At 30.0% G+C, this 20,291-nt stretch carries 18 protein-coding genes and 1 tRNA gene; 18 read left to right on the top strand and 1 reads right to left on the bottom strand.

Annotated elements, in window-relative coordinates; genetic code table 11:
- The first annotated feature begins 159 nt into the window (after positions 1–159).
- The 11 genes from TICRE_RS13295 to yihA all read left to right on the top strand — a co-directional run bounded on the left by TICRE_RS13295 (position 160) and on the right by yihA (position 11,110).
- Positions 160–300, top strand: coding sequence for a hypothetical protein (locus tag TICRE_RS13295; protein WP_158016517.1), 141 nt, complete (start codon positions 160–162; stop codon positions 298–300).
- Between the two features lie 95 nt (positions 301–395).
- Positions 396–635 carry a hypothetical protein gene (locus TICRE_RS09305; protein WP_075727397.1) on the top strand — a complete coding sequence of 80 codons (240 nt, stop codon included), beginning with the start codon at positions 396–398 and terminating at the stop codon, positions 633–635.
- 456 nt (positions 636–1,091) lie between these two features.
- A complete protein-coding gene (locus tag TICRE_RS09295) occupies positions 1,092–2,429 on the top strand; it encodes a CCA tRNA nucleotidyltransferase (RefSeq protein WP_075727393.1) in 1,338 nt (445 codons plus the stop codon).
- Between the two features lie 26 nt (positions 2,430–2,455).
- A complete protein-coding gene (gene glmM, locus TICRE_RS09290; RefSeq protein WP_075727391.1) occupies positions 2,456–3,802 on the top strand; it encodes a phosphoglucosamine mutase in 1,347 nt (448 codons plus the stop codon).
- Between the two features lie 18 nt (positions 3,803–3,820).
- Positions 3,821–4,657: a DegV family protein gene (locus tag TICRE_RS09285; RefSeq protein ID WP_075727389.1), complete on the top strand. Its 837-nt coding sequence runs from the start codon at positions 3,821–3,823 to the stop codon at positions 4,655–4,657.
- 72 nt (positions 4,658–4,729) lie between these two features.
- Positions 4,730–4,813: transfer RNA gene (locus TICRE_RS09280), tRNA-Leu, on the top strand.
- 124 nt (positions 4,814–4,937) lie between these two features.
- Positions 4,938–6,227, top strand: a complete 1,290-nt coding sequence (gene tig, locus TICRE_RS09275; RefSeq protein WP_075727387.1) for a trigger factor — start codon at positions 4,938–4,940, stop codon at positions 6,225–6,227.
- Between the two features lie 18 nt (positions 6,228–6,245).
- Complete coding sequence (gene clpP / locus TICRE_RS09270; RefSeq protein WP_075727385.1) at positions 6,246–6,830, top strand: ATP-dependent Clp endopeptidase proteolytic subunit ClpP; 585 nt, start codon at positions 6,246–6,248, stop codon at positions 6,828–6,830.
- An 18-nt stretch (positions 6,831–6,848) separates the two neighbouring features.
- Entirely contained in the window at positions 6,849–8,129 is a 1,281-nt protein-coding gene (gene clpX, locus TICRE_RS09265) for an ATP-dependent Clp protease ATP-binding subunit ClpX (RefSeq protein ID WP_075727383.1), read from the top strand.
- Between the two features lie 52 nt (positions 8,130–8,181).
- Positions 8,182–10,542, top strand: a complete 2,361-nt coding sequence (lon, locus tag TICRE_RS09260; protein ID WP_075727381.1) for an endopeptidase La — start codon at positions 8,182–8,184, stop codon at positions 10,540–10,542.
- Positions 10,529–11,110, top strand: coding sequence for a ribosome biogenesis GTP-binding protein YihA/YsxC (gene yihA, locus TICRE_RS09255; protein WP_075727379.1), 582 nt, complete (start codon positions 10,529–10,531; stop codon positions 11,108–11,110). The genes lon and yihA overlap by 14 nt, the downstream gene beginning before the upstream one ends.
- Positions 11,111–11,151: 41 nt before the next feature.
- Here yihA and rd read toward each other — a convergent pair whose 3' ends face one another.
- Positions 11,152–11,310, bottom strand: a complete 159-nt coding sequence (rd, locus tag TICRE_RS09250) for a rubredoxin (protein WP_075727377.1) — start codon at positions 11,308–11,310, stop codon at positions 11,152–11,154.
- A 147-nt stretch (positions 11,311–11,457) separates the two neighbouring features.
- Here rd and TICRE_RS09245 point away from each other — a divergent pair, with 147 nt between their 5' ends.
- The 7 genes from TICRE_RS09245 to TICRE_RS09215 all read left to right on the top strand — a co-directional run bounded on the left by TICRE_RS09245 (position 11,458) and on the right by TICRE_RS09215 (position 20,284).
- Complete coding sequence (locus TICRE_RS09245) at positions 11,458–11,847, top strand: ATP-binding protein (RefSeq protein ID WP_075727375.1); 390 nt, start codon at positions 11,458–11,460, stop codon at positions 11,845–11,847.
- A gap of 153 nt (positions 11,848–12,000) precedes the next feature.
- A complete protein-coding gene (gene typA / locus TICRE_RS09240; RefSeq protein WP_075727373.1) occupies positions 12,001–13,821 on the top strand; it encodes a translational GTPase TypA in 1,821 nt (606 codons plus the stop codon).
- Positions 13,822–13,841: 20 nt separating this feature from the next.
- Complete coding sequence (cls, locus tag TICRE_RS09235) at positions 13,842–15,299, top strand: cardiolipin synthase (RefSeq protein WP_075727371.1); 1,458 nt, start codon at positions 13,842–13,844, stop codon at positions 15,297–15,299.
- Between the two features lie 52 nt (positions 15,300–15,351).
- Positions 15,352–16,272, top strand: a complete 921-nt coding sequence (locus tag TICRE_RS09230) for a hypothetical protein (RefSeq protein ID WP_075727369.1) — start codon at positions 15,352–15,354, stop codon at positions 16,270–16,272.
- 301 nt (positions 16,273–16,573) lie between these two features.
- Complete coding sequence (locus TICRE_RS09225; protein ID WP_075727367.1) at positions 16,574–17,437, top strand: DegV family protein; 864 nt, start codon at positions 16,574–16,576, stop codon at positions 17,435–17,437.
- Positions 17,438–17,517: 80 nt separating this feature from the next.
- Positions 17,518–19,425, top strand: coding sequence for an ABC transporter substrate-binding protein (locus TICRE_RS09220; protein WP_075727365.1), 1,908 nt, complete (start codon positions 17,518–17,520; stop codon positions 19,423–19,425).
- 133 nt (positions 19,426–19,558) lie between these two features.
- Positions 19,559–20,284: an HAD family hydrolase gene (locus TICRE_RS09215; protein ID WP_075727363.1), complete on the top strand. Its 726-nt coding sequence runs from the start codon at positions 19,559–19,561 to the stop codon at positions 20,282–20,284.
- Positions 20,285–20,291 lie beyond the last annotated feature (7 nt).

Here is a 20,291-nt window from a genome sequence, read left to right as displayed (position 1 = left end):
TATTAATATACAATTAGAATGGTTTTTTATTTAAAATTAATATAAATAATATGGGAAAGAAGTTCTAAAAAGAAGATAGTAAAACATATTATTTTGGGGAATTAAAGTAGAATTAAGCAAGTAAAGTATTATTAAATATCTATATAAAAGGAGGAAGTTATGGATATCTCGGTAACAGCATTTCCAGAAGGAATGTCTATAATAAATACAATAATCTCATTAGCTATACTAGGAGTAGGTATATATATTGTGTTTTTAATAATTAAGGCATTAAGGGCATATATAAAAAAGAACTCTTAAATTAGAAACTTTGATTTATAAAAAGAATTAAAAAGATTAGGGATATAATTGAGAAGTCTTATAAAATAAAATATATTGTAACAGGAGATTAGTATATGAGTAACGAAGACAAGAAAATAGTAGAATATAATGATAAATTTATGAAAAAAATATTAAAATCAGTATTATTTACTTTTTATATACTTTTATTTACAATATTTATAGTATTCTTTATTTCCGATTTAATATTTCATGATGAAAGTTTTTCAATTATAATAAGTTTTTGTATGAGTATCATTTTCACAATTTTTTATTGTACAATAACTATTATAGATGAAATCAAGAAAAATAAATAAGATTATTAATATGTTTTATGCTAGTATAACTTTTTAAAATTATTTTTATATTGGAGGTGCATTGTAAATGGTTAATTCCTCTAAAAAAGATCTACTTATAATTTTATTTTCATATCCTATCAGTTCCATTATATCAAATATTCTTTTTATAATAGGAAATATAATTGGGGGTTTAAATTCTTATGGAATACCTATTTCACTTTTTGAAGATAGTTATAATATATTATTAATTTGGATAAGTATAAATTTATACGTGATTTTAAGTATAATTATAAAAAGTAATAAAACTAATAAAACTAATAAAGCATAATATAATAAACAAACTTGTAGAATAATTGATAAATAAAACTATATATAATTTATAAAAATGACCTTAGGCTTAAAACTAAGGTCATTTTTTATATTAAACTTTTATAATTGTGTTATAATAATATTATCAAACCTTGGAGGAAAGTTATGAAATTTATAATACCTAGTTATGTAAAAACTCTTTTAAATAAATTAGAAGAACGTGGCTTTGAAGCTTTTATAGTAGGAGGTAGCGTTAGAGATACTTTACTTGGTAAAACACCTTCAGACTACGATATAACTACAAATGCTCTTCCAGAACAAATAGAAGAGGTATTTAAAGACTTTAAGACTATACCCGTAGGAAAAGAATTTGGAACTATAGTTGTAGTTCAAAACGAAGGAAATGTAGAAATAACTACCTATAGAATAGAAGAAGATTATATAGATGGAAGAAGACCAAGTGTGATTTCTTTTTCAAGTGATATAAAAGAAGATTTAAAAAGACGTGATTTTACGATAAATGCTATGGCATATTCTAAAAAAAGAGGACTTATAGATCCATTTGGTGGAAGAGAAGACCTAACAAGTGGTATTATTAGGACAGTAGGTGAGCCTAGAGAAAGATTTTCAGAAGACTATCTTAGGATTTTAAGATGTGTAAGGATTAGTGCAACTCTTGGATTTAAAATAGAAGAAGCAACTTTAAAAGCTTCAAAAGAAATGAGTAGCTTTTTAGAAAAGATAAGCGCAGAAAGAATTAGAGTGGAGCTATTTAAAATCCTACTTTCAAAAAAACCTTCATATGGTATAAAACTTTTATATAGCTTAGATATATTAGATATAATAATCCCAGAACTTATAGATACAGTAGGATTTGATCAGCACAATCCTCATCATGAATTTGATGTATTCAATCATATACTGTGTGTAGTAGACTCTACTCCTGCTATTATAGATATAAGGCTTGCGGCTCTTTTTCACGATATAGCAAAACCTAGTACATTTAGCCTGGATGAAGAAGGTGTAGGACATTTTTATGGACATCAAGATAAAGGAGTGTCTATGGCAGAAAAGATATTAAGAAGGCTGAAGGCTTCCAATAGCATAATAGAAGGGGTTAAAATTCTTGTAAAAGAACATATGACTCAACACAATGATTATAGTAAAAAAGGTCTTAAAAGGCTGATTCATCGTGTTGGTAAGGAAAGAATTTATCATCTTTTAGATCTTCAAAAGGCAGATATGAAATGTACAAGTAAAAACAGAGATATAAGTTTTATAGAAAAAAGAAAACAAGAAATAAATGATATAATAAAAGAAAATGAGCCTATTGAGAAAAAACAACTTGATATTAATGGAACTGATATAGTAAACTTAGGATATAAACAGGGAAAACTGATAGGAGAAATATTAGATTATTTATTAGAAATGGTATTAGAAGACCCTAAGCTAAATAAAAAAGAAACATTAATGGAAACTGTATTAGATAAATTTAAGATGTAAATTATGGAAAAGATGGAGGTAAATATATGACGAGATATTTTGGAACAGATGGTATAAGGGGAATTGCAAATAAAGACTTAACACCTGAACTTGCCTTTGAAGTTGGTAGAGCAGGTGCGTTTATACTTACTCATGGTAAAAAGGGAAAGATACTTATAGGAAAGGATACTAGGGTCTCAGGAGATATGCTAGAGGCTAGTCTTATAGCTGGAATTACTTCTATGGGTCTTGATGTAGTCACTCTTGGAGTTATACCAACACCTGCTATTGCATACTTGACTCGTGAGTATAAAGCAATAGCTGGAATTATGATTTCAGCATCTCATAATCCAGGAGAATATAATGGAATAAAGTTTTTTAACAAAGATGGTTTAAAGCTTCCAGATGAGGTAGAAGAAGAAATAGAAGAGATATTAAACAAAGAAAAAGAAGTTGATTTAAGACCTATTGGAGCAGACATAGGAAGAGTTTATGTTGAGGAAAATGGTGCAAAAGATTATAAAGAATTTTTAAAGAAAAGTATAAATATAGATTTAAAGGGTATAAAGGTAGCTATGGATTGTGGAAATGGTGCACTATCTAAGATTGGACCTGAAATAATAAAAGAACTAAATGGAGAAGTTGTATATGTAAATATTAGTCCAGATGGTATGAATATAAATAAAGATTGTGGGTCTACTAATCCTAAGATAATTCAGGAACTTGTAATAAGAGAAAAGGCTGATATAGGTGTATCTTTTGATGGTGATGCAGATAGGATTATAGCTGTAGATGAAAAAGGAAAGATAATAGATGGTGACCATATATTAGCGATATGTGCTACTCATTTAAAAGAAAATGGTAAATTAAATAATGATACAGTAGTAGGAACTATAATGACTAATATGGGGCTTGATATATATCTAAAAGAAATGGGTATGAATATAGTTAAAACTACAGTAGGAGATAGATATGTACTTGAAGAAATGTTACAAAGTGACTTTGTACTTGGTGGAGAACAATCAGGTCATATAATTTTTTTACAATATAATACTACAGGAGATGGCTTAGCAACAGCCCTTCATCTATTAGAAGTTTTAAGGGCAAGTGGTAAGACAATGAGTGAATTAAGCGATGTTATGAAGGATTATCCACAGATTTTAATAAATGCTAAGGTAAATAATGAAAAGAAATATAAATATCTAGAAGACATACAAATAAAAGAGGAAATAGAAAGAATAGAAAAGCAGTTTCATGGTAAAGGAAGAGTAGTTATAAGACCTTCTGGTACAGAACCTTTGGTTAGAGTTATGATAGAAGGGGAAAATCAAGAAGAGATTACTAGCATTGCAAAAGATTTAGCTTTGTTGATAGAAAGGAAATTAAAAAACTAAATAACAGGAGGTTCTTAAATGGACTATAAAATAGTTGCAGATAGTAGCTGTGATTTAAATGAGGTTATAGAAAAGGATTTAAATATAGAACTTGTACCATTTAATATAGCAATAGATGAAAAAGAGTTTAGAGATGATAAAGATATAGTTATGGAAGACCTTGTAAAAGCTATGAAAGCAAGTCCGAATCCTATAAAGACATCTTGTCCATCACCAGGAGATTTTATGGATGCATATGAAAAAGCAAAAGATATATTTGTAGTTACAATTGCAGATAAACTATCTGGAACTTATAATAGTGCTATTTTAGCTCGTGATATGGCTTTAGAGAAAGATTCTGAAAAGTTTGTTCATGTATTTGATTCAAAAGGAGCAAGTGTTACAGAAACTTTAACTGCTATTAAGATAGGGGAATTGGTAGAAAAAGGGTTATCAAAAGAAGAAATAGTAGAAAAGGTAGAGGATTATATAAAGGATATGAAGACTTATTTTATATCTGAAGATCTAAGCAATCTTATTAAAAATGGAAGAATTTCAAAGACTAAAGGATTAATAGCAACAATTTTAAATTTCAAACCCATAATGGGTGCAGATGATGAAGGTAATATTCATCTAGTAGAAAATATAAGAGGAAGCAATAAAGCTTTTAATAGATTGGTTGAAATCATAGGGGAGAGTAAAAAAGACTTTAAAGAAAAAATTCTAGCAATATCCCATGCCAATGCACCTCAAAAGGCAAAAGATTTAAAAGAAAAAATAAAATCACTTTATGATTTTAAGGATATACTAATAGTAGAGACCAAGGGCTTAAGTACTGCATATGTTAATCATGAGGGGATTATTTTAGCCTTTTAAAAAAAATAAAAAAATATTGACAAAATCTTATTGGTTGATGTATAATAAAGAAGTAGTAAAAAACTTCTTTATGCGGGAGTGGCGGAATTGGCAGACGCGCTAGACTTAGGATCTAGTGTCATTGACGTGGGGGTTCAAGTCCTCTTTCCCGCACCATACAAAACCAATGGACATATCCATTGGTTTTTTCATATTGCTTTGAAATAATATATTGTTATGTTATAATAATATGATATAATGGTAGCGAAAATCTACAAAACTTTTGAGGAGGATATTTAGGATGAAATCTGTTATAGAAAAAAAAGAAGGAAACAAGGTTTCCTTTAATATTGGTATAGAATGGGATGAGTTTGAAAAAGGATTACAAAAGGCTTACTTACAAAATAGGGGAAAATTTAATATACCAGGATTTAGAAAGGGTAAAACTCCTAGAAAGATTATTGAAATGAACTATGGAGAAGAAGTATTTTATGATGATGCGATAAACTTTGTATTGCCAGAAAAATATGATATGGCAATAGAAGAATTGAAAATAGAACCAGTAGATAGACCTGAAGTAGATATAGAAGAAATAGAAAAAGGAAAAGATATAGTAGTAAAGATAGATGTAGATGTTAAACCAGAAGTTAAACTTGGTGACTATAAAAACATAGAATTAGAGAAGAAAGACTATAGTGTAACAGATGAAATGGTAGAAACTGAATTAAATGGTTTAAGAGAATCTAACGCAAGACTAGTGGATGCAAATGATAGAGAAATACAAGAGGGAGATTTAGTAACTATTGATTTTGTAGGAACTAAAGATGGTGAAGAGTTCGAAGGCGGAAGTGCAGAAGGACACAAACTTGAAATAGGTTCTAAATCTTTTGTACCGGGATTTGAAGAAGGACTTATTGGGCATAAGAAAGAAGAAGTAGTAGATGTTGATGTTAAATTTCCTGAAGAATACCATGAAGAGTCTTTAGCTGGAAAAGATGCTAAATTTAAAGTTACAATTCATGATATAAAGAAAAAAGAGCTTCCAGAATTAGATGATGAACTTGCTAAAGATATAAGTGAGTTTGATACACTTGAAGAATTAAAAGGAGATATAAAAGAAAAAATTAGTGAAGAATTAGTTAAACAAGAAAGAGCTGAAAAAGAAAATTCAATACTTGAAAAACTTATGGAAATTTCAGAGGTAGATATACCTGAAGGAATGATAGAAACACAAATTGATGAAGAAGTTAGACAGTTCGATTTTAGACTTAGAAATCAAGGCTTAGAACTTGAAAAGTATATCGAACTTACAGGATCTAATATTGATGATTTAAGAGAACAGTTAAAGCCTACAGCTAAGCAAAGGGTAAATGTTGACTTAATATTAGAAGCTCTAGTAGAAGCTGAAAAAATAGAAGTAAATGAAGAAGAAATAGATAAAGAATTAGAAAAACTAGCAAAGCAGTATAGTGCAGAAGATACAGAAGGATTTGTAAAAGATATGAAACGTGGAGATTTAGAATTTTTGAAAAAGGGTATAGCTAATAGTAAAGCTATGGAACTTTTATTAGAAAATGCTAAGTTTAATTAACAGGGAGGATGGTTTAATATGGCATTAGTACCAATGGTCGTAGAACAAACAAGTAGAGGAGAAAGATCATACGATATTTATTCAAGACTTCTAAAGGAAAGAATTATATTTTTAGGAGGAGAAGTAAATAATGTAATGTCTGATCTTATAGTAGCTCAGCTTTTATTTTTAGAAGCTGAAGATCCGGATAAAGATGTTCAAATATATATAAATAGCCCTGGAGGTTCAGTTAGTGCAGGATTTGCTATTTATGATACGATGCAGTATATAAAGCCAGAAGTATCAACTATATGTGTAGGAATGGCTGCTAGTATGGGAGCGTTTTTACTTGCTGGAGGAGCAAAGGGAAAAAGATTCTCACTTCCAAACTCTGATATAATGATTCATCAACCTCTTGGAGGAACTCAAGGTCAAGCAGAAGATATTAGAATTCAAGCAGAAAAGATTATTGAGATAAGAGAGAGAATAAACCATATACTAAGTGAAAGAACTGGTCAGCCACTTGAAAAGATTGCTCAAGATACTGATAGAGATTACCATTTGACTGCACAAAAAGCAGTTGAATATGGTATAATAGATAAAGTAGTTAATTCAAGAAAATAAATTAAAAGAGGTGTCATAATGGCCAAATTTGAAGAAAAGCAACTTCGTTGTTCATTTTGTGGAAAACCACAAGACCAAGTGCGTAGACTCATTGCAGGGCCAAATGTTTATATATGCAATGAATGTATAGAGCTATGCCAAGATATAATAGAAGAAGAATTTGTAGATCATTTTGAATACGATATGGAAGAGATACCAAAACCTTCAAGCATAAACAGTGTTTTAGATGATTATGTTATACAGCAAGAAAAAGCCAAGAGAGCACTTGCAGTAGCGGTATATAACCATTATAAAAGAATAAATAAAAAACCTACTAAAGGTAGTGATATAGAGTTACAAAAAAGTAACATCCTAATGGTTGGACCTACTGGTTCTGGTAAAACACTGCTTGCTCAAACATTAGCTAAGATATTAGATGTACCTTTTGCTATGGCGGATGCAACAAGCCTTACAGAAGCAGGGTATGTTGGAGAAGATGTAGAAAATATACTCTTAAAACTTATTCAAGCTGCAGATTACGATATTGAAAAAGCAGAAAAAGGTATAATTTATATAGATGAAATTGACAAAATAGCAAGAAAAACAGAAAATCCATCTATTACCCGTGATGTAAGTGGAGAAGGTGTTCAACAAGCTCTTCTAAAAATATTAGAAGGAACTGTTGCAAATGTACCACCTCAAGGTGGTAGAAAACATCCACATCAAGACTTTATTCAAGTAGATACTACCAATATACTATTTATAGTTGCAGGTGCCTTTGATGGCTTAGAAAAGGTAGTTCAAAATAGAATAGGTAAGCATTCAATAGGTTTTGGTGCTGAAATAAAAACAAAAGAAAAGCAAAGAGTAGGGGAAATACTAAAGAGTCTTCAACCAGAAGATCTTTTAAAATTTGGGCTTATTCCTGAGTTTGTAGGAAGACTTCCAGTTATGGTAACTTTAGAAGAACTTGATGAAGAAGCTTTAGTTAGGATTTTAACTGAACCTAAAAATGCTCTTGTAAAACAATATAAAGAATTATTTAAAATGGAAGATGTAGATTTAGAATTTGATGAAGAAGCATTAAAACTTATAGCTAAAAAGGCTATTGAAAGAAAGACAGGTGCTAGGGGTCTTAGAAGTATTATAGAAGAGACTATGCTTGATATAATGTATGATATCCCATCTAGGGAAGATGTTGAAAAATGCCTTATTACTAAGGAAACGGTAGAAAAAAGAGGAGAACCTACATTGGTGTTATTGGATAAGAAAAAAAGAAGTAGGTCAAGTAAAGCCGGAAATAAAGAATCTGCATCTTAAGGCTCACACTTTATGTGAGCCTTTTATTTTAATTTGAAATAGGAGTGATAAGATGGAAAAAAATAATTATGAAATCCATAAAAAAACTCTACCCCTTATACCTTTAAGAGGTATATCAATTTTTCCTTTTATGGTAATTCATTTTGACGTAGGAAGAGAAAAATCTATAAATGCATTAGAAAAAGCGATGCTTGATGAGTCTTCAATACTCCTATGTACACAAATTGATCCAAAAATAGATAATCCAAAAGAAGAAGACTTTTACTCGGTGGGTACTATTTCTAAAGTAAAACAAATGTTGAAACTTCCTGGAGGAAATACTAGAGTACTTGTAGAAGGTTTAAGTAGAGGAAAAGTAATAAAGATATTAAAAGAAGAACCATTTATAGAAGCAGAAGCAGAGGAATATATATATGATCCTTTAGAAATTAAAAAAGATAAGACTATGGAAGCTGCCATAAGACTTATTATGGCGGATTTAGATGAATATATAAGTTTAAACAATAAGATATCACCAGAGGTTTTTATGGCAGTATCTGATATAGAAGACCCAGGAAGATTGGTTGACATTATAGCTTCTTATTTAGTTTTTAAAATAGAAGACAATCAAAGGTTATTAGAAACATTTGACTTTTATGAAAGACTCGAAACTCTTCATGGTATATTAAATGAAGAAATAGAGCTTTTAAGAATAGAAGATAAGATTGATCAAAGAGTAAAAAAACAGATGAATAAGGTTCAAAAAGAATATTATTTAAAGGAACAAATGAAGGCAATCCAAAGAGAACTTGGACAGGATGCTGAAAGTGAAGAAGAGATAGAAGAGTATAGAGAAAAAATAAAAGAATTTCATATGGATAAAGATATTGAAGAAAGACTACTAAAAGAAGTTGATAGATTAAATCAAATGTCTCCTAATTCACCTGAAATCGGCATGCTTCGAACTTATTTAGATTGGATAATAGAATTGCCTTGGAACTTGGAATCTACAGCTAATATAGATATTAAAAGATCTCGTGAGATATTAGATGAAGATCACTTTGGTCTTGAAGATGTAAAGGAGCGAATATTAGAATTTATAGCCCTAAAAAAACTTACAAGTACTATGAAAGGTCCTATACTTTGTTTAGTAGGTCCTCCGGGAGTTGGAAAGACTTCTATTGCAAAGTCCATTTCTAAGGCTTTAGATAGAAACTTTGTAAGGATGAGTCTTGGAGGGGTAAGAGATGAAGCTGAAATTCGTGGACATAGAAGAACTTATATAGGAAGCATGCCAGGAAGAATCATAGATTCAATGAAAAAAGCCGGCACTAAAAACCCTGTATTTTTATTTGATGAAATAGATAAGGTTAGTAGTGATTATAGAGGAGACCCTGCAAGTGCACTTTTAGAAGTATTAGATCCTGAACAAAATGTAGACTTTACAGATCACTTTTTAGAAGTTCCTTTAGATTTATCAAAAGTATTTTTTGTAACTACTGCAAATACCATTGGCTCTATTCCAGCGCCACTTTTAGATAGGATGGAAGTTATAAGGATAAGCGGATATACAGAAGAAGAAAAGATTCAGATTGCACTTAGATATCTTCTACCAAAGCAGATTAAAGAACATGGATTAGAAGAAAAAAACGTTCAAATTTCCAAAGATTTAATAAAAGATATAGTAAGCTTTTATACTAGAGAAGCAGGAGTAAGAAATTTAGAAAGAGAAATAGCAAGTATTATTAGGAAAGCTGCTAAACGAATAGTAGAAGAGGAGATAGATGTAGTAAGAATAAATAGAGGAAATCTTTCAAACTATTTAGGAGCTCCAAGATTTAGATATGACTTAGTTGAAAAAGAAAATCAGATAGGAGTAGCGACAGGACTTGCTTGGACAGAGGTAGGTGGAGAAACGTTATCTATTGAGGTAAACATTGTAAAGGGTACTGGAAAAATTCAACTTACAGGTAAGCTTGGAGATGTGATGAAAGAATCTGCAATGGCAGCTATTAGCTATATTAGAGCAAATGCTAGCATGCTCCATATAGAAGCTGACTTTTATAAAGATATGGATATTCATATACACGTACCAGAAGGTGCAATACCTAAAGATGGTCCTTCTGCTGGTGTGACTATGGCCACCGCAGTAATATCTGCATTATCTAATAGCCCAGTTAATAAAGATGTTGCTATGACAGGTGAGATAACACTTAGAGGAAGGGTTCTTCCAGTAGGTGGTATAAAAGAAAAAGTATTAGCAGCTCATAGGATGGGAATAGGGAAGATACTTATTCCATATGAAAATAAAAGAGATTTAGAAGAAGTATCTGAGAAAGTTAAAAAGAAAATAGATTTTAAATTTATGAAAAATATAAATGAAGTTTTAGATGAAGCTTTGATAAAGGGAAATGAAAAATATGAAAATAACTAGTAGCAATTTACAAGCTATAGCAGTAGAACCAAAAGGATATCCAGAAGATGAACTCTCCGAAATAGCCTTTGTAGGAAGGTCAAATGTAGGCAAATCCTCTTTTATTAACTCTATGATAAATAGGAAAAATTTAGCAAGAACAAGTGGAAAGCCTGGTAAAACTAGAACTATAAACTTTTATATAATAAATGAAAGTTTTAGATTTGTAGATTTACCGGGATATGGATATGCTAAAGTTTCTAAGTCAGAACAAGAAAAATGGAGGGGTATAATAGAAAAATACCTATCCACTAGAGAGAACTTAAAAGAAGTAGTACTAATAGTAGATATAAGGCATAGTCCAACAATGCAAGATGTAATGATGTATAATTGGATAAGAAGTTTTGGATATGATGGGATAGTAGTAGCTACTAAAGCAGATAAGATATCAAAAGGAATCATGCAAAAAAACATAAAAGTAATAAAGGAAAAATTGGGTGTAGAAGATAAAAACTTAATAATTCCATATTCTGCTGTAAACAAGACAAATGTGGAAAACACTTGGACAATATTTGAACCTTTAATATAGTTGGAAAATTAAAAGACCAACCTAGGTTGGTCTTTTATGTATTATTCTTTTTCAAAGAGATCTTTTGTAGCTCCGCATATAGGACAAACCCAATCTTCTGGTATATCTTCAAAAGCAGTTCCAGGTTCTATTCCACCATCTGGATCTCCTTCTTCTGGATCATATACCCAACCACAAGGTTGACACACCCATCTTTCCATATTAAAACCCTCCCTTCTATTGTTACATAACAAATATACCCAAAGTATAACAAACTTAATCATTAAATACAATTAAATATTCAAAGGTTATATAAATATAATTTGGGTAAAATAAAAATATAGAATAATTTTATTGGATGTGATAAAATGGATTATACTTATCAAGGCTCAATTTGTAGCGACCTGGGACTTGTTAAAAACTTTGTAGAAAATATATTAGAAAGACTTGATAAAGTTATAGATGATAAAGATGCTATATTTGAAATAAAACTTATTATAAATGAATTAATTATAAATAGTATTTTTCATGGAAATAAGTATATCGAATCTAAAAAGGTTCAGTTAGGTATAGAACTTAAAAATAATAAACTTGTCATATATGTAAAAGATGAGGGAACAGGTATACATTATGATTTTGAATCTTATAACCCGATGGAGCTCAAATGTAGAGGAAGAGGGCTAGTTTTAGTAGAGGGCCTTTCAGATGAACTAATATTAGATAGAAACACTGTGACGGCAGTTAAATATCTTTCTTAGTTTAATTTCTTATGATTTAAATTTTAAAAAGTATGTCTAAGAGCTGGCATAGATGAAAATGCCAGTTTTTCAATGGGTATTTACTTAAAGTAAAAGATAAAACTAATAAAAAATAAATGGTATTAACTATTTTTTAAAAGAGAGGAATAAAATATGACAACGGAAAGAAAAGATATAAGAAACATAGCAATAATAGCCCATGTAGACCATGGAAAAACAACACTTGTAGATAGTTTATTAAAACAATCAGGTGTATTTAGAGAAAACCAGGATGTGCTAGATCGAGTAATGGACTCAGGGGATATCGAAAGAGAAAGAGGGATTACTATTCTTTCTAAAAATACTGCAGTTCACTATGGGGATACAAAGATAAACATAATAGATACTCCAGGACATGCTGATTTTGGTGGAGAAGTAGAAAGAGTTTTAAACATGGTAAACGGAGTAGTAATACTTGTAGATGCCTTTGAAGGTCCAATGCCTCAAACAAAATTTGTATTAAAAAAAGCTTTAGAATTAAAGCATCCTGTTATAGTTTGTATAAATAAGATAGATAGACCCGAAGCAAGACCTGAAGCAGTAATTGATGAAGTGCTAGATTTATTTATAGAACTTGGTGCAGATGAAAATCAACTTGAATGTCCTTTTGTATATACATCAGCAAAACAAGGGACTTCAAGTCTTGACCCAAATAAACAAGAAGAAAACATGAAAGCATTATTTGAAACGATTATAGAGTATATTCCAGCTCCTGTTGGAGATCCAAACGAGCCTTTACAAGTTTTAATTTCTACTATAGATTACAATGAATATGTAGGTAGAATAGGTGTTGGAAAGATTGAAAGAGGAACTATAAATGTAAATCAAGATGCAATTCTTTTAAATAAACTAGATGAGAATAAGAAACAAAAGATAAGAATAGGTAAATTATATGAGTTTGAAGGATTGGATAAAGTTGAAGTGCAAAGTGCCAAAGCAGGTAGTATAATAGCTATAGCTGGAATTACAGATATAAACATAGGAGATACCATTTGTCCAACTGATCATCCCGAAGCTCTTTCATTTGTAAAGATAAGTGAACCTACTTTAGCTATGACTTTTTCAGTAAACAATAGTCCATTTGCAGGAAGAGAAGGAAAGTTTGTAACATCAAGACAAATAAGAAATAGATTATATAAAGAGTTGCAGACTGATGTAGGTTTAAGGGTTGAAGATACTGAATTAACAGATGCTTTTAAAGTATCAGGTAGAGGAGAACTTCATTTATCTGTACTTATAGAAACTATGAGACGTGAAGGATATGAATTCCAAATTTCAAAACCTGAAGTACTATTTAAGGAAGAAAATGGTAAAAAAATGGAACCTATAGAAAGAGTTATTATAGATGTATCAAATGACTTTGTAGGAGCAGTTATAGAAAAGCTTGGACAGAGAAAGGGAGAACTTGTAAGTATGACCGAGCCTACGGGTGGATATGCTAGACTGGAATTTACTATACCTTCTAGAGGACTTATAGGATATAGGCAAGAGTTTATGACCGATACAAAGGGTAATGGTATCATAAATACTATATTCGACAAATATGCACCGTATAAGGGGGATATTCCAAGAAGAAAAGTTGGATCTATTATTGCTTTTGAAACGGGTGAATCTACTGCATATGGTCTTCACGCAGCTCAAAGTAGAGGAGTATTGTTTTTAGGAGCAGGCGTACCTGTTTACGCTGGCATGGTAATAGGTGAAAATCCTAAAGGACAAGATATGGAAGTAAATATAGTAAAGAAAAAGCAACAATCAAACGTACGTGCTTCTGGTTCGGATGAGTCACTTAGACTTTCTCCTCCAAATATAATGAGTTTAGAAGAAGCTTTAGAATTTATAGAAGATGATGAACTTATAGAAATAACACCACTTTCTTTTAGAATTAGAAAAAGAATTTTAGAGGCAAATAAGAGATATAAGTCTAGAAAATAAATAAGATAATAGGTGATCAATTGAAGAATATTGTAGATAATTATTTACTTCTTACGAGCAATTTATTATGGATAAATATAATATTAGCATTTTTACTAATAATCTTCGAAAGAAAAAATCCTACTTCTACTTGGCTTTGGATTATGGTTTTAACTTTTCTTCCTATTGTAGGTTTTGTTTTATATTTATTTATAGGGCAAGACTTATCTAGACAGAGGATATTTAAGGTCAAAAAAGAAGAAGATAGTTATTTTAGAAACTTAGCCATAAAACAAAAAAAACAAATAAACAATGGAAAACTTATGCTTAAAAATCCTAATATATATATATATGAGGATTTAATAAAGATGCAACTTATGAATAGTGAAGCCTATTATACTGAAGACAATAATGTAGAATTATACTTTAGTGGAAAAGAAAAATTTAAGGCACTTTTAGAAAGCATAGAAAGCGCTGAAAACTATATTCATATAGAATATTATATATTTAAATCAGATGGGATAGGCACAGAAGTTATAGATGCTTTAAAGAAAAAAGCACTAGAAGGAGTTAAGGTAAAGCTATTGATTGATGGTATGGGTGGCAGAAAGATAAATAAAAGGGAACGGAAATCTATCATAGATTCTGGAATAGAGCTTGCTGTATTTTTCCCGCCATTTGTTCCATTATTAAATGTAAGGATCAATTATAGAAATCATAGAAAAATATGTATTGTAGATGGAAAAGAAGCTTTTATGGGTGGATTTAATATTGGTGATGAATATCTAGGAAGATCTAAAAGATTTGGAAATTGGAGAGATACTCATATCAAAATAAAGGGTTCGGCAGTAAGCTCTCTTCAATGGAGGTTTTTCTTAGACTGGAGATTTGCAGCAAAAGAAGAGATAAATGCTTGTCAAAGTTTTTTACATGAAGCAGATACTAAAGACAATGTAGGTATACAAATAGTATCTAGTGGACCAGATTCAAAATGGCCTAGTATAAAAGATGGCTATATGAAGATGATTTCAGATGCTAGAGATAAGCTTTATATAGAAACTCCCTACTTTATACCAGATGAAAGCATATTTGAAGCTCTAAGACTAGCTGGACTCTCAGGAGTAGATGTAAGGATTATGATTCCAAATAAGCCAGATCATCCTTTTATATACTGGGCTAGTATGAGTTATGTGGGGGAGCTTTTAGAGGCAGGAGTAAAAGTATACACATATGAGAATGGATTTCTACACTCTAAAGTTCTCATAGCAGATGAATTTGTATCATCAGTTGGTACTGCCAATCTAGATATTAGAAGTTTTAGACTAAATTTTGAAGTAAATGCCTTTATATATGATGAAGATGTTAATATAAAACTTACAGAAAGATTTTTAGAAGACTTAAATTTATGTAAAGAAATCACAATTCAAAGTTATGGTAAAAGATCGAGGTATATAAAATTTAAAGAATCAATTTCAAGGCTTTTATCACCTATACTTTAATAATAATAATAATATTATCACCTCATGGTTAAAATAACATGAGGTGATTTTTTTGAATTATAAAAATAAAATAAGTATATGTTTATTTGTTTTGATAATGTTAGTGGGATGTAGAAGCAAACCATATAACAAAGAGATTTTAAAGAAAAAAGAAATAGCTCCAAAATCTTTACAAGGATTAAGTAAAGAGATAGGATCTATAATGGATCATATTGGAGATATAGAAAAGATTGATTTAGGCATAGATGAAGAGGAGAAAAAAGAAAAAAACAAAGAAGGAGATAAATCAAGTCAAGATCAATCTAGTCCAGATCAATCCCAACAATCTAGTGGAGATCAATCTTCAAGTGAAAAAGATGCAGGTCAGGCGAGTAGTACATCTACTCAAGGATCGTCTGATGAAAGTGGAAAATCACAAGATCAACCTACAAAAAAAGAAATAAAAGATGGAAAGATAGAAACTAAATGGAAAGAAATAGATAAAGGATTAGAAACAGTGTATCTTTTATGGAATGAGTATGAAGTAAAGGGAGTAAAAAAAGGAGCTACAGCCGAAAAAACAGAAGAAGTAGAGGATGCTTTAAACAAGCTAACAAAGGGAATTGAAGATAGAGAAATTCTCACTGTATATGATCAAGGAAGTAGAAGTTTTAAAGCTTTAAAACCTTTCTATGATCTTTATAAGGATGAAATTGGGGGAGAAGTCTTAAGTTTAAAACACATGGCATACCAATACTATATAAATGCAGTTAAAGATTCTGATAATACGGCGAAGATGTATATAGAAAATAGTGAGGAAGATATAAATAAGATAAGATTAAAATTGCAAGATAAAAAAGATAAAAAGATGAAAATAGATAAAGTTTCCTTCGGTTTTAAAAATCTTTCAAATGCACTAACAGAAGATAGTAGAAGACTCTTTATATTAAAAAAAGATGTATTAATAAAAAATCTTAATTCTTTAGAAAATTAGCTTTAAAAGCTAATTTTCTAAAGGCTTATAAAAGATATTTAAGATTTATTTAAAGATAGATAAAAGTATAAGAAGAAAAATTACTACAAAGAATGTACTAACCATCCAGTTCAGAGCTTTTTTACTTATAAAAAATAATTTCATATATTACCACTCCTTTTAATATACCTAATATAATATATTTAAATTAGTGAGAATATAGAACAAATTTTATCTAATCTTTGTTTTTTTCTATAATTTAGTATATTATAGAAGAGTACCAATACATTAATGATTATAATAGAAAAACAGGAGGATTTATATGACGATTAATATTATGAGTGATAGTGGATGCGATTTACCACAAGAATTAATAGAGACATATAATATAAACATAATACCTATATTTGTTTTAGAAGGAGAAAAAGAATATTTAGATAAAATAGATATAACACCAGAGAAGGTATTTAATGATATGAAGGAAGGAAAAGTTTATAAAACTGCTCAAATTACACCTGAGATATTTATAAATCACTTTAGAGAATATGCTAAAAAAGATGAAGGAGTTATCTATCTATCTCTTTCAGGTGGACTATCTGGTACATATGGGAGTGCTCTTATTGCAAAGGGAGCAGTTGAATCTGAATATCCAAATGCTGATATAACTGTAATTGATTCAAAGGCTGTTTCAGGAGGACAGGGTTTTATAGTACTTGAAGCTGCTAAAATGGTTAAAAACAATATAGAAAAAGAAAAGATAATAGAGAGAATAAATAAAATGACAGAAAATATCGAGCATATATTTACTATTGATGATATGGAGTATCTATATAGAGGTGGTAGAATATCTAAAGCCCAAAACCTCATAGGAGGTTTACTGAGCATAAAACCTGTATTGTGGGTAAATGATGGAATACTTGAACCACTGGAAAAAGTAAGGGGAAAAAATAAAGTTTTAAAAGTTATTATAGACATTATAAAAAAGACTAAGGGTGATACAGATCTTAAAAAGCAATCCATTATTATAAGTCATGCAAATGATATAGAGTCTGCTTTGAAACTAAAAGATATGATGATAGAAGAATTCGGTATAGATGAGCCTTTGATAAACACTATAGGAGCCGTAATAGGTGCTCATGCAGGCCCTGGTACTGTGGCTGTTTTCTTCTTAAAAGAAAATATATAACTAAATAAGATGGATGCTAAAAATCTAAGTTAACCATAACTTTAATTTTTAGCATTTTAACTACTAAGGAGAAAAGGCACATGAAGAAAAAAAGTATAATAGGATTATTAGTTTTATTACTAATGGTATCTGCTTTTGTAATAGGTTGTACACCTAAAGAGAGCAAATTAGATTCAACGATTGTAACTAATGGGATAAACAAACCTAAGGTCAAATCATCTGAAGAACCAACAGGTGAAATTAAAATAGGAAATGTTATGGAACTTACAGGTGATTGGACCCCATATTGGACAAACAATAGTGCTAATACTGATATTTATAATTTTATAACGGGTATGGATACTGTAAGTATGACCCCGGATGGGATATATCAAATAAATGAGACAATAGTAGAAAAAAGTGATATAAAAGAAAATAAAGATGCCTCTAAAACTTATACTTTTACTATCAAAGATGGTTTAAAATTTTCTGATGGATCTGATGTAACGGCTAAAGAGTATGTGACTACAGTTATGCTTTGGTCATCAAAAACCATTCAAGATGCGGGTGCAAAGTCTGACTATGGTTATTATTTAAAGGGTTATAAAGGTTTTAAAGATGGAACTAGTAAAGAGTTTTCAGGAGTTAATTTAATAAGCGATAAAGAGTTTTCACTTACTATTGCAGCAGAATATATTCCATATTTTCATGAATTACCAGCTGTAGCTTCTACTCCAACAAAATTATCATTTTGGACGGATGAAACAGTTGAAATAAAAGATGATGGAAATGGGGCTTATTTTTCAGATAATTTTACTGCAAAAAACTTTAAGGATAGATTTAATGAGGCTAGAAATGAAGTTGGAAACTTCCCAGCAACAGGAGCATATAAATTAAAATCTTATGATAAATCCAATAGAACAGCGGTTTTAGAAGTTAATGAAAATTTCCCTGGAGATTATACAGGACAAAAACCTAAAATAAAAACAATTGTCTATAAAAAAATTACTCAAGAAAATGCCCTCAATGAATTACTAATAGGTGGAGTAGATATATTACATCAAGTAACAAATGGAGATGATATAACTACAGGTTTAGACTTGGTTAAAAAAGGTGGATTTGATTTTGTGAAATATCCCCGTTCAGGTTATGGAAAAGTAATGTTTCAAACTGACTTTGGACCTACAAAAGATGTAGAGGTTCGTCAAGCTATAGCTCACTTAATAGATAGAGATGACTTTGCTAAATCATTTACTGGTGGATTTGCTACAGTAGTAAATGGACCTTATGGTGAATCAATGTGGTTCTATCAAGAAACTAAATCTGAATTAAATGAAAAGTTAAATCAATACTCTTATAGTTTAGAAGAGGCTAAGAATCTTTTAATAAAAGCTGGTTGGATACTTGATAAAAATGGTAATGAATACAAAGAAGGAATAAGATATAAAAGAGAAAAGAATGGAAAACTGATTCCTCTTATCATTGAATGGGCTTCACCTGAACAAAATAAATTTGCAGATCTTTTAGCAGTTAAGTTACAACAAAATAAGGATATACAAGAAGTTGGTATGGAAATAAAGCAAACTGTAATGAGCTTTGATGAGTTATTACTTTATATGTATCGTGATGGATCTGTAGATAAAAAATATGGAGTTCCAAAGTTTGGAATGTATAACTTAGCTTCAAATTATAAGCCAATATATGATTTAACAAAGGATTATACAACGGATTGTGAAATGGTTAAAGCGGGATATAACAATAACTTTTTAGTAGATAAAGAATTGGAAAATGCAGCTAAAGCTATGGTTAAATTAAATCCAAAAGATAAAGAGGAGTATAAAGCTAATTTTGTAAAGTTTATAACTAAATGGAATGAATTATTACCAGATATACCTCTATACTCAAATATGTATCATGATTTCTTTAATGAAAAATTAAAGAATTATAATGCTAATGATTTAATAAGCATATCAGATGCTCTTTTATATGCATATGTAGAAGAAAAATAGCATAAACAAAGTAAAATATAGAAGATAAGTCTTATATTCATCACCATATAAATGACAAACTTCTATAGTCGTATTATTATAAAAGTTTGTTATCATATAATTAAAAACATTAAATAGAGAGGGTGATTGAACAATGAAAAACATAGCTGCTTTTTTTGACATTGATGGAACTATATTTAGAAATTCACTTATGATAGAACATTTTCAAAAGCTTATGAACTTTGAAGTAATAGACCCGGCTATCTGGTATACAAAAGTAAAAGATGTCTACTTGGAATGGGAAAAAAGATATGGAGATTTTGAAAAATATCTTGAAATACTAGCGGGAGTCTATTTAGAAGAGTTAAAGGGTATAGACAAGGCATATGTAGAGTTTATAGCAGCTCATGTTATAAAGGTAAATGGGGATATGGTATATAAGTATTCAAGAGATCAAATAGAATTTCATAAGAGAAAAGGTCATAAGGTGTTTTTTATATCCGGAAGCCCAGACTTTTTAGTTTCTAAAATGGCGGAAAAGTATGAAGTAACTGAATATAGAGGATCTTTATACAAGGTAGATGAAGAAAATAAATTTACGGGTGAATTAGTTAGAATGTGGGACTCAACTAGTAAAAAAAAGGTTTTAAATCAACTTATAGAAAAATATGATGTGGATTTAAAAAATAGCTATGCCTATGGAGATACTACAGGAGACTTATCTATGCTTAGACTTATGGGAAACCCTATAGCTATAAATCCAAATCTCCAACTACTAGAAGCTATAAAGAAAGATAAGGATTTAAGTGAAAAAGCCACTATAATAGTAGAAAGAAAAAATGTAATATATAAACTAGATCATAATGTGGAAATTATATAAATAAAGA

Source organism: Tissierella creatinophila DSM 6911 (assembly GCF_001940565.1).
GTDB lineage: Bacteria > Bacillota > Clostridia > Tissierellales > Tissierellaceae > Tissierella_A > Tissierella_A creatinophila.
This window is presented reverse-complemented; position numbering and strand designations above follow the sequence as displayed.